We start from the raw sequence: 11021 nt of genomic DNA on the forward strand, positions 1-11021 counted from the left end.
ATTTAATATGTGACGGCAGGCAATATATATTATGGATAATTAGGAAAAATACCTAGATATAAAATGAACGAGAAATTGTTTAATTATCCAGATCATCTAAAACTGATAACGCATCGGCCAGTTTTTTGACACCGAATACTTTCATGTCTGGTAATGACTTTTTCGGCATATTAGCGTGGGGAACAATAGCACGTTTAAATCCGTGCTTGGCTGCCTCTGAAATACGCTCCTGACCACTGGGGACGGGACGAATTTCACCAGCCAGACCAACCTCACCAAATACCACGAGATCACGGGGTAAAGGACGATCACGGAAACTGGACACTAAAGAGAGCAGTAACGCAAGGTCAGCACTCGTTTCCGTCACTTTCACACCGCCCACGACGTTAACAAAAACATCCTGATCAGCCATTTGCAAACCACCGTGCCGATGCAGGACAGCCAGCAGAATAGCCAACCTATTTTGCTCAAGTCCCACTGCTACGCGACGTGGGTTTGACATCATGGAGTGGTCTACCAGCGCTTGAATTTCAACCAGCAAAGGGCGGGTACCTTCCCACACAATCATGACGGAACTGCCTGAAGTGATCTCATCGCCACGACTCAGGAAAATAGCGGAAGGGTTACTCACTTCCCTCAATCCTTGTTCAGTCATCGCGAACACACCCAGTTCATTTACGGCACCAAAACGGTTTTTATGGCTTCGCAGGGTACGAAAACGAGAATCTGCTTCGCCATCAAGCATAACGGAACAGTCTATACAGTGTTCAAGTACTTTGGGACCAGCCAAAGAACCATCTTTTGTTACATGCCCAACCATGATAATGGCAACGCCGCGGGTTTTGGCGAATCGGGTCAGGTAAGCCGCAGTTTCCCTCACTTGGGCTACGCTACCCGGTGAAGATTGAATATCTGCCATGTGCATAACCTGAATTGAGTCAATTACCATGAGCTTGGGCTGTTCTTGTTCTGCGATCAGACAAATCTGCTCAATGCTGGTTTCTGACAGCATATTCAGTTTATCAGTCGGCAATCCCAGACGATGTGCCCGCATTGCTACCTGTTGTAATGATTCTTCCCCTGTTACATACAACGTTTTCATCTGTGCCGATAATTGACACATGGTTTGTAAGAGCAGGGTACTTTTCCCCGCTCCGGGATTACCACCAATCAAGATAGCACTGCCGGGAACCACGCCACCGCCGAGAACACGATCAAATTCTTTAAATCCGGTTGAAAAACGGGGAAGTTCTTCCAGACTGATATCTGAAAGTTTTTGTACTTTACTGATGCCCGTATCTCCGGCATAACCGCTGAAACGTTCATTGCGGGAAGAGGAAGCGGCGGCTAAGCGCACTTCCGTAATCGTATTCCATGCGTGGCATGCGGTACATTGCCCCTGCCAGCGGGGATAATCCGCGCCACATTCGTTACAGACGAATGCCCGTTTTGCTGCTTTTGCCACTCTATGCTCCCTTAATATGGTGATTGTTAATATGGTGATGGCTGGCTGCTAACATTAGCGTTCTTCATGCTTTAAGCCGCCACTCAATACACACAAAACACCCATCAAATCTGCATGGCGGATCGCAACTTTAGCCTGTGCATACACTTTAGGTTTGGCATGATAGGCAATTCCCAATCCCGCTTTGCGGATCATTTTCAGATCATTGGCACCATCCCCAATCGCGACAGTTTGACTGAGGGGAATATCCAGCTCTTTTGCCAGCCTTATTAAGGTAGTTGCCTTGTATTTCGCATCGACAATCGGCCCTTTGACTTTACCGGTCAGTTTGCCATCTTTGATCTCAAGTTGATTGGCGACGGCGGCAAACAGGCGCAATTGCTGGCGGAGGTTATCGGCAAAGAAAGTAAAACCACCGGAAGCAATAGCAACATGCCAATCCAATGATTGTAATTTGCGGACAAGGCTGGTCAGGCCGGGCATAAGAGGAAGTGTGTCCATCACTTGCTGTAAGATTGACACATCAGCTCCTGCCAGTTGGGCGACTCGTTCGCGCAGGCTTTCTGAAAAATCCAGTTCACCCTGCATGGCCCGTTCTGTAATTGCCGCCACTTTATCGCCAACTCCCGCCAGACGGGCAATTTCATCGATGCATTCGATTTGGATTGCGGTCGAATCCATATCCATCACCAATAAGCCGGGTGAACGCAGGCGAGGGATTTGACCCAGCGGAACAACGTCCAGACGGCATTCATCCGCCAATCGTTTAATGCGGGGTGAAAGACTGCCGGCAATACGAACAACTTGATAATCATCAATACGCCATGAAGATACCACCACAATAGCGACTCCAAGCCGGTGCTGAAAATCGCTGATGCGTTGTTTATCCAAACCTCGTCCATACAGCAACCAGCCGCTGTCTCCTGCTCGGTAATCCAGTGGCATAACCTCATCACCACTAAGGGATAGCGGTAACCCCGGCCATTTATGGATCTCATCCGGTAAGTAACGATAGGCCAGATTATTAGACATGAACTTCGACTCCTGTAATTCCATGCAATTTTGGCAAGCGAAAAATGCTTTTCAAACTATCCTATCAGTACAGCATCTGGCAACATGTGCTTTCCGATCATGGGATGGGATAACGATGATTAAAGCAAAGCTAAAATTTCGACTGCACAAGACGGCGATTATTTTAATATGTATAGCACTGTTGGTTCTGCTGATGCAGGGTGTTTCCTATTTCAGCCGTTCTCAACAGCAGGCCCATATGGATCAGTTTGAGGATTTGGCGAAAACATTGGCAAAACAGGTCGCATTCAGCTTGGCTGATTATATGGAGAATGGTAGCAAAGATCTTAATAATAAAAAGATTGTCGCTAATTTGGATTACTTGACCAGCAACAGCCGCATTCTGGATGCCAGTGTTTATCTGGAAAATGGAACGCAGATTGCACGCAGTGGTGAGCCAGTTTCTGTCCGTGAACGATTGGCGCTGGAAGGTAAAAAATCCAGTAGCTATTTCAATCAGCAAATCGTTGTCCCTATACCGGGGAAAGATTCTCCGCAGGGTTTTCTCCGCCTGACACTGGATACCCATAGATTGGCAACAGAAGCCAAGCAGGTCGATAACACCACTAACTTACTTCGGATCATGCTCCTGCTGGCTTTGGCGATTGGCTTTATTCTGGCGCATAATTTACTGCAACTGGCACCCAGCCGTTGGCAACAGTCTCCTTATCTTTTGACTGCGAATACCAAATCAACGGATGAAAAAAACGATAAGAACGGCTCTTCCCGTTAACTGGTTTTGATTGTAGTGGTATAAGATCTCGGACACTTCAAAAGCCTGTTAAGGTTGCCCGTTCGCTGGGATTGAGGCCAGCACTCTGGGAAAATGGGTTCGCCAATACAGGGCCGAAATGCAGGGCATTGCTCCACGAATGCAACCCATGCAGCATACTTACCCGATTGCCAGCAGCGACAAGAGCATGATCAGTATCCAATACGCTTCATCTGCCATTTGGTCACAAAAAGAGATGCTTGCCCTACAGCTTTTGGATTCTATCATCAGTCAGAAGTTGCGTTTTGCCATGCGGGAACAGGCTGGCGGCGTGTATGCGTTAGGTTTTTCACAAATGCTGGCAAAACTGCCGTCTCCTTATTATTCCGCACGGTTAAATTTCACTTCTGCGCCTGAACGTGCTGACGAGATACCCCCGGCAAAGAAAGTTATGCCTTAAGAGTATTCAGCCACTTTTCAACGAATTGCCCCCAATAGGGGGCGATGAATTAAAAAAACATTCTTTAATGTTCTTCATAAGTCGCCTTCCCATAATACCGCTTGAAGCAAATGGAATAGATCACACCATGCAGCAATGCAATGAGAACTGCGCCATAGAACACGATCGGTCTGTGGGACATGGCAACGTGTACAATCGGTAATTTGTCGAAGCGGAAGATGTACATGTGAAAAGCGATAGCTGCTATTGCCAGCATCATGCCTGCCGCATTGTGGTGGATCAGGTGTGATAACAGGAACCACCTCAAGGCAAAGAAAAAAGGGATAAGCATGAATAAAGAAATAACTATGTAAATCATCATCATTTCCTTAAGTATTATTTAAGGGGGTTTATGAAAATAGATCTATCAATGATTGTCACAAACTCAGTTAATATTAATTATCCATTTAATATATTGATTATTTAACTTTGAAAAGTAAGTCTATAACATCAATCATACATAAATAGTAAACATAGTTATTATTAAAAACATTGATTTTGTTAATGAGTTATAGTGTTTTAAGAGAGACAGTTCAGATTATGCGCCTGACCTGAACCCTGTGGGAAAACAGAATTCAGGTCTATTGGAAGGGATTGGATTAGGTCGGTGGATATACATTAAAGTTGATTGTAATCATCAGGATTTGGGCCTATTCGCTTACCAATATCCAATTCAGCCATAGCAGTTAAATCTTCTTTTTCCAACCTGAAATCAAATACATCAAAATTTTCTTTGATACGGGAAGGTGTAACGGATTTAGGAATGACAATCATGCCACATTCGAGATGCCAGCGAATCACGATTTGCGCTGGCGTTTTGCTGTACTTCATTGCCAATCGTTCAACTAACGGGGAGTTAAAGACACCTTTTCCACCGCGTGATAATGGACTCCAGGACTCCGTGGTAATATGGTGGGTGGCATTCCATGAATGAAGTTGCCGCTGTTGCATCAGGGGATGAAGTTCAATTTGGTTGATGGTGGGAACCACACCCGTTTCCAACATTATTTTCTGTAAGTGTTCAATGTGAAAATTACAAACACCAATACTGCGAGTCAATCCGGCTTCTTTCAGTTCAATAAGCTGTCTCCATGCATCCACATAATGATCCTGTTCGGGAACAGGCCATTGAATGAGATAGAGATCAACATAATCTAGCTGTAATCTATCCAAACTTTCCTGTAATGCAGTGCTGGCATCCAGATGACGATCATTCCAAAGTTTGGTGGTGATAAAAATTTCTTCACGTGGAATGGCACTTTCTTTCAGGGCCTTTCCGACCCCTTCTTCATTATGATAACTCGCTGCTGTATCAATGGAGCGATAGCCCACTTCTAATGCGGTGTGGATAGCTCCAACCACCTGCTCATTACTCGCTTTCCAAACCCCAAGCCCCAGTTGTGGCATGTGATTTTCATCGACGAGTTTAATAATTGTTTGCTGACCCATTCTAACCTCCTTCAGATTTGGTGTTTCAGATGGACGCCTCATAAATGCGCTTACTGACATCAAGCGTAATATCTTGATGTTCTCCAAGGGCAACCAAACCTTGTTGTTCTAGTTTTTTGATCATGGCTGGAATAGAACTTCCATCAAGCTGATAATCAGAAAGACGGGTTTTCACGCCCATACTTTCAAAAAACTGGCGAGTGGCATGAATAGCATGGTTAATTTGTTCCTCTTCTGAATCCTCCGTAAATTTCCAAACGCGTTCAGCATATTGCAGGAGCTTAGCGTGTTTCACACTTCGTTTTTCCTGCAAGAGGTGTGGCAAAATAATTGCCAGTGTCTGGGCATGGTCTAAACCGTGAAGGGCGGTTAATTGGTGAGCTAGCATATGTGTTGCCCAATCCTGTGGTACACCAGCTCCCAAAATGCCGCTTAATGCTTGAGTCGCAGTCCACATGATATTGGCGCGAACATCGTAATTTTCAGGCTCCTTCAACGCTTTTGGCCCCTCTTCAAGTAACGTCATCAGTAAGCCTTCTGCATAACGATCCTGTACTTTGGCATTGGCAGGGTAAGTCAGATATTGCTCCAGCGTATGGACGAACGCATCTACAATACCATTGGCAGTCTGGCGGGATGGCAGAGAAAAAGTCACTTCGGGATCAAGGATAGCGACCTGAGGAAAAATGACAGAAGAGACAAAATGCAGCTTATCACCTGTTTTGCGCCGGCTGATAACTGAAATATTATTTGTCTCGGAACCTGTCGCGGGCAGTGTCAATACACAGGAAAATGGGATGGCTGAGGTAATATATGCACCGCAGGTTGTCAGGATTTCCCATAAATCATCGTGGGGGTAGTTTACCGCCGCGGCAATAAATTTTGTGCCATCAATGACTGATCCCCCGCCGACTGCCAGTAAATAATCAATCTCGTGATGGCGAACATACTCGACCGCTTTAATGAGCGTCTCATAAGCAGGATTAGGTTCAATACCGCCTAATACTTCAACTGTATAGCCTTCTAATGCGTCATGAACCTGAGATAAAACACCATTGTATTTTATGCTGCCACCACCATAAGTCAGCAATATTCTGGCATCTTTAGGGATTTCATTGCTCAGCTGGGCGATTTGTCCTTTACCAAAAATGATTTTGGTGGGTGTGTGTAGTGTAAAATTTTGCATAATAATAACCACTCTTACTAACAGAACCATGTAAGTTTTTGGCTATGGCTGTACACATATCGCTGTTTATCAATATAGGTCTATCTGCATGCTTGTTATTAATATTTCTTTACTATATTGGTTGGTTAATTGATTGAATAAACTTGATTGATGAGTTGGTCCATCCCATTCAGAGGCAGTTATTCAGCATGTTGAATTTGGCTAAGCTCAAATTATTGGCAGTAACTATGCTTATCGGAATGGACCCTAATTGTTTAATTTTTTTGCTGATAAACTAATTAATAGAAAAATATTCGTTTTCAGTAAGATAGCGTTTTTCGCAAGAATGTTAAAACGGTAAGTGTGTTTACTTATTTTTTTTTGATGATGCTCTCTTGTGACGCCAGTACATCAACAGAGAAGCAGACAGCCCACTAATCAACAGAACGACCGGCAAAATCACCAGAATATTCATGACCAGATCCTGATGTGCTTTGACAAAAGGGATCTGGTTTAAGGTATAGCCAAAACCCACGATAATAATGACCCATAAAAAGCCACTTAACCAGTTAAAAAATTGAAAGCGTTTATTATTTAGACCAGAAATTCCGGCAAATGTTGGCAGGAGAGTGCGAACAAACGCCAAAAAACGCCCGATGAGCAGGGCCGACAGACCGTGTTTGGTAAATAAGACATTAGCGCGTTGGCGATACTGTAAGGGAAGCTGAGCCAGCCAATCTTTGACAACACGAGTATGACCCAGCCAACGTCCCTGCAAATACCCTAACCAACATCCCAGACTGGCGGCAATGGTCAGCAGAAGCACCGTGGGAATGAAGCTCATGACACCTTTGGCAATCAAGGCACCAGAAAGTATCAATAAGGTATCGCCGGGTAAAAAGGCTGCGGGTAATAGCCCGTTTTCCAGTACAAGGGTGACAAAGAGGACACCATAAATAATCCAGATGACATCGGGATTGGCGAGTTGGTTAAAATCATGATGCCAGAGTGCATGCACGATCTCGCTTAACGTTTCCATTGTTTATCCTGTGATTTTTGCAAGTAAACTAATTAATAAACAGATCAATCCCAGTGTACCGCAAAATGGAGGGATGAAGGTTGATTTGATTCAGCATACGGGATTGAAAGGGATAAAACACAATCATGGCTGCCTGCAATGGAAAGGCAGCCATGAGATTGGATCACCGTTTTGTCAGGAAATTAACGACTTGCAAGGCGAGCAAAACCCGCTTCCAGATCGCCCATCAAATCTTGTGGATCTTCCAGCCCGATGTGAAGGCGGAATAACGTGCCGGTTTTTTTCGGTGGATTGTAATGGCGTACCGTTTGGAGAAATTCAGGCTGCTTATCCAAAATCAATGACTCAAATCCTCCCCATGAAAACGCCATTTTAAAATGCTTCATATTATCAAGATAATCAGCGACTTGTTCAGGTGTAAGCACAGTATTCAGGAGAAAAGAAAACAGCCCGCAAGAACCGGTGAAATCGCGTTTAAAATAACGGTGCCCGGGGCAAGAAGGCAGGGCGGGGTGGTAAACTTCAGCCACTTCCGGCCGTTTTGCGAGCCACTTGGCAATTTTGATACTGTTTTTTTCCTGTTGTTTTAGACGAACAGCCAGCGTATGCAGCCCACGCGTTGCCATATAAACGGTATCGGGATCGGCAATTTGACCCAGTAGGTAAGATCGCTCTCTGAGCTGCTCCCAACATCGTGCATTGGCGACTGCGGTTCCCAGCATGCCATCTGAATGGCCGATGATATATTTTGTGGCGGATTGAACGGAAATATCGATACCAAACTCCAGCGCCTTAAACAGAATGCCAGCCGACCATGTATTATCGATAATAATCACAATTTCAGGATTAACCTTACGGGCGGCCCGCACGATAGCAGGGACATCCTGTACTTCCATCGTCAGAGAACCGGGAGACTCAAGAAAGAGCACTGTGGTATTGGGCTTAATCAGAGAAGCAATGTCCTTGCCAATCATCGGATCAAAATAATCCGTAGTGATACCCATTTTCTTCAGAACCTTATCGCAAAAAGCCTGTGATGGTTCATACGCATTTCCTGTCATCAGAACATGATCGCCGGTTTTTACAAAAGCCAGAATCGAATTAGTGACAGCGGCTGTACCGGAAGGATAGAGAGCACAGCCTGCACCGCCTTCCAGTTCAGTCATTGCATCCCGAAAGGCAAAATGCGTCATCGTGCCACGGCGTCCGTAGATTAATTCGCCTTTAGTATGGTGCTTCAAAGCATGCTGCATGTGTTCAACGGTATCGAAAATGACAGATGATGTACGTTGAATAAGAGGATTAACGGCACCCTGCGTATACTTTTTTTCCCTGCCTACATTGACCAATAAAGTTTCTAATTTTTTTTCTGTCATAGATCTCATCCTCTAGGTTAATTTTTGGCCTACTTCCTCATGCCTAAACAGAACTGTTCAAATAATGATTAGAAAGTTAAAAGATTTGGGGCCGATTTGACAAAGGGATTCGGGTAACTTGACGAAAATTCAAGGTGATCTGTTGAGAGGCTATCAGGAGGTGTGAACAAAAGTACATCGTTTTTTAGCAATTTTTTTTAAATAGTAATGATAATTACTATCAAATCGCACAATGTCTGATATCATTTGCGGCGAACTTTTTCCCCTCTTGAGCTATTGGGGTAAAAAAGTAAAAATCATGACCCCGGTCATATTAGGATTAGCAAGATGAGTAAACGTGATTCACTGCTAAGTAACAGAATCTATAAAAAAGAGAGTAAGGCTAACTGATGCGTAATTTGACAGCTTCTATTCTATTGGCACTCGGATTAACAAGTTCAGCATGGGCTGATACAGCGCCAGCCGCGCCAGAAAATCAGGCTGCTGCTCAGGTAGCCGCTCCGGCAACACCAGCATCTTCCGCAGCGCCACAAGTGGCTGAACCGAAAACTGAAGTACCATCAACCACAGTACCATCAACCACAGTACCATCAACCACAGAAACACCGTCAACCACAGAAACGAAATCTGCAACCCCGGATACAGCAGAAACTGTAGTCAGCGAAACCGTGGCTACCGAAGCTGTTGTTGAACCAGTTACAGAAGAATCAGCCAACCAATCCGGTGGACTCGCAACCGATCTGTCTGTTTGGGGCATGTATAATAATGCGGATGTGGTCGTAAAAACGGTCATGGTAGGGCTGGTCATCGCCTCCGTCATCACATGGGCACTGTTTTTCTCCAAGGGCACGGAACTATTCATGGCGCGCCGTCGTTTACACAAAGAACAGCAGGCTTTGGCTGACGTCGCCAATCTGGATGCGGCTGTGAAAATTGCAGCGGATTTTGGTAAGCAAAGTATCAGCCGTTTGTTGTTGAGCGAAGCACAGTCAGAGCGTGCCCTGTCTGCTGAGAGCGCTGACAAGGCAGGAACCAAAGAACGAACCGCATTCCGTATGGAACGTGCCGTTGCGGGAATCAGCCGTCATATGGGGCGTGGTAATGGCTATCTGGCGACCATTGGCGCAATTTCCCCGTTTGTCGGGTTGTTCGGAACTGTTTGGGGGATCATGAACAGCTTTATCGGGATTGCCCATTCACAAACCACTAATCTGGCGGTTGTTGCACCGGGTATTGCGGAAGCATTGCTGGCGACAGCTTTGGGTCTGGTGGCGGCGATCCCTGCGGTAGTCATTTATAACGTTTTTGCCCGTGTGATTTCCTCATACCGTGGGCAAGTGGGAGATACGGCGGCTCGGGCAGTCCTGTTGTTGGGTCGCGATCTTGATCTGGCTGAAAGCAAAGCAGAAAAAGCAGAAGCAAGGTAATAAACTATGGCAATACGTCTTAATGAAGATTTGGACGATAGCGGTGAACTGCATGAAATTAACGTCACGCCATTTATTGACGTGATGCTGGTGCTGCTGATTATTTTCATGGTAGCCGCGCCGTTGGCAACGGTAGATATCAAAGTCAACTTACCGGCCTCATCCGCTAAACCACAACCCCGACCAGAAAAACCGGTATTCTTGACTGTGAAAGCGGATCGTCAACTCTATGTGGGTGAGCAACAGATTGATCGCGATACCTTATCTTCGGTATTGGATCAAACTACGCAATCCAATAAAGAAACCACGATTTTCTTCCAGGCAGATAAATCCGTGGATTATGAAACATTGATGAGTGTGATGGATTCTCTGCGCAAGGCGGGTTACCTCAAAGTTGGGCTGGTGGGAATGGAATCTGTTGCTGCTCAATAAACCTCACTCATGCGATCCCATGATAATTTAGCGTGATAAACATGAACTGCCCAAATAGCTATTTGGGCAGTTCAGCTTTCTGTAGTCTCTCCTGTTGATGATATATATCCAAAATAAATCCCCTTGTTATCTTCAATGCAATTTGAAAGATGAAGAGTAAGAATCGACTGAAATAGATTATAAATCAGCCATAATATTCTTTATATTAGCATTATATTTTTTATTTATTTTTATTCAGTTGAATGAAGATCTGTGTATTAAAAATAGTCAATGAATTTTGTTTTTACTTCATTGTCCGATATTCATGTTTTTATGTTTACGCTGGTTAAAATTATTATTCTGTTATTTTGTTTTATTGTAAAAATATATTCTGAACAGGGTAGTGT

10 protein-coding genes and 1 pseudogene are annotated in these 11021 nt (G+C 44.6%); 4 read left to right on the plus strand and 7 right to left on the minus strand.

Features of this window, described 5'->3' with window-relative positions:
- Nucleotides 1-79: 79 nt before the first annotated feature.
- Both radA and serB read right to left on the minus strand, forming a co-directional pair.
- Nucleotides 80-1465, minus strand: a complete 1386-nt coding sequence (radA, locus tag AB204_RS18385; protein WP_047964836.1) for a DNA repair protein RadA — start codon at nucleotides 1463-1465, stop codon at nucleotides 80-82.
- Nucleotides 1466-1519: 54 nt separating this feature from the next.
- Nucleotides 1520-2497 carry a phosphoserine phosphatase gene (serB, locus tag AB204_RS18390; RefSeq protein WP_047964837.1) on the minus strand — a complete coding sequence of 326 codons (978 nt, stop codon included), beginning with the start codon at nucleotides 2495-2497 and terminating at the stop codon, nucleotides 1520-1522.
- Nucleotides 2498-2612: 115 nt separating this feature from the next.
- Between serB and AB204_RS18395 the strand changes: the two genes are divergently transcribed.
- Together AB204_RS18395 and AB204_RS18400 are read left to right on the plus strand one after the other, a co-directional pair.
- The gene (locus tag AB204_RS18395; protein ID WP_047964838.1) at nucleotides 2613-3269 is read left to right on the plus strand and encodes a YtjB family periplasmic protein; all 657 of its coding nucleotides are present in this window, start codon (nucleotides 2613-2615) and stop codon (nucleotides 3267-3269) included.
- A gap of 127 nt (nucleotides 3270-3396) precedes the next feature.
- Nucleotides 3397-3681: pseudogene (locus tag AB204_RS18400) on the plus strand (M16 family metallopeptidase); the annotation flags it as partial.
- 91 nt (nucleotides 3682-3772) lie between these two features.
- Here AB204_RS18400 and AB204_RS18405 read toward each other — a convergent pair.
- From AB204_RS18405 to metC, 5 genes are all read right to left on the minus strand, one after another.
- Nucleotides 3773-4066 (minus strand): hypothetical protein, encoded by a 294-nt coding sequence (locus AB204_RS18405; RefSeq protein ID WP_047964840.1) that lies wholly within the window; start codon nucleotides 4064-4066, stop codon nucleotides 3773-3775.
- 299 nt (nucleotides 4067-4365) lie between these two features.
- A complete protein-coding gene (gene dkgA, locus AB204_RS18410) occupies nucleotides 4366-5196 on the minus strand; it encodes a 2,5-didehydrogluconate reductase DkgA (protein WP_047964841.1) in 831 nt (276 codons plus the stop codon).
- Nucleotides 5197-5221: 25 nt separating this feature from the next.
- Nucleotides 5222-6382, minus strand: coding sequence for an alcohol dehydrogenase (yqhD, locus tag AB204_RS18415; protein WP_047964842.1), 1161 nt, complete (start codon nucleotides 6380-6382; stop codon nucleotides 5222-5224).
- 346 nt (nucleotides 6383-6728) lie between these two features.
- Nucleotides 6729-7400: a DedA family protein gene (locus AB204_RS18420; protein WP_047964843.1), complete on the minus strand. Its 672-nt coding sequence runs from the start codon at nucleotides 7398-7400 to the stop codon at nucleotides 6729-6731.
- 182 nt (nucleotides 7401-7582) lie between these two features.
- The gene (gene metC, locus AB204_RS18425) at nucleotides 7583-8776 is read right to left on the minus strand and encodes a cystathionine beta-lyase (RefSeq protein ID WP_047964844.1); all 1194 of its coding nucleotides are present in this window, start codon (nucleotides 8774-8776) and stop codon (nucleotides 7583-7585) included.
- Between the two features lie 389 nt (nucleotides 8777-9165).
- Between metC and exbB the strand changes: the two genes are divergently transcribed.
- Nucleotides 9166-10203 carry a tonB-system energizer ExbB gene (exbB, locus tag AB204_RS18430; protein ID WP_047964845.1) on the plus strand — a complete coding sequence of 346 codons (1038 nt, stop codon included), beginning with the start codon at nucleotides 9166-9168 and terminating at the stop codon, nucleotides 10201-10203.
- A 6-nt stretch (nucleotides 10204-10209) separates the two neighbouring features.
- Nucleotides 10210-10635 (plus strand): TonB system transport protein ExbD, encoded by a 426-nt coding sequence (exbD, locus tag AB204_RS18435; protein WP_047964846.1) that lies wholly within the window; start codon nucleotides 10210-10212, stop codon nucleotides 10633-10635.
- The last annotated feature ends 386 nt before the right edge of the window (nucleotides 10636-11021 follow it).

This window comes from Xenorhabdus khoisanae (assembly GCF_001037465.1).
Classification (GTDB): domain Bacteria; phylum Pseudomonadota; class Gammaproteobacteria; order Enterobacterales; family Enterobacteriaceae; genus Xenorhabdus; species Xenorhabdus khoisanae.

Coding starts and splice junctions, on each gene's coding strand:
- serB (WP_047964837.1), bottom strand. CDS start 2,497: ATGTCTAATAATCTGGCCTATCGTTACTTACCGGATGAGATCCATAAA.
- AB204_RS18395 (WP_047964838.1), top strand. CDS start 2,613: ATGATTAAAGCAAAGCTAAAATTTCGACTGCACAAGACGGCGATTATT.
- AB204_RS18405 (WP_047964840.1), bottom strand. CDS start 4,066: ATGATTTACATAGTTATTTCTTTATTCATGCTTATCCCTTTTTTCTTT.
- dkgA (WP_047964841.1), bottom strand. CDS start 5,196: ATGGGTCAGCAAACAATTATTAAACTCGTCGATGAAAATCACATGCCA.
- yqhD (WP_047964842.1), bottom strand. CDS start 6,382: ATGCAAAATTTTACACTACACACACCCACCAAAATCATTTTTGGTAAA.
- AB204_RS18420 (WP_047964843.1), bottom strand. CDS start 7,400: ATGGAAACGTTAAGCGAGATCGTGCATGCACTCTGGCATCATGATTTT.
- metC (WP_047964844.1), bottom strand. CDS start 8,776: ATGACAGAAAAAAAATTAGAAACTTTATTGGTCAATGTAGGCAGGGAA.
- exbB (WP_047964845.1), top strand. CDS start 9,166: ATGCGTAATTTGACAGCTTCTATTCTATTGGCACTCGGATTAACAAGT.
- exbD (WP_047964846.1), top strand. CDS start 10,210: ATGGCAATACGTCTTAATGAAGATTTGGACGATAGCGGTGAACTGCAT.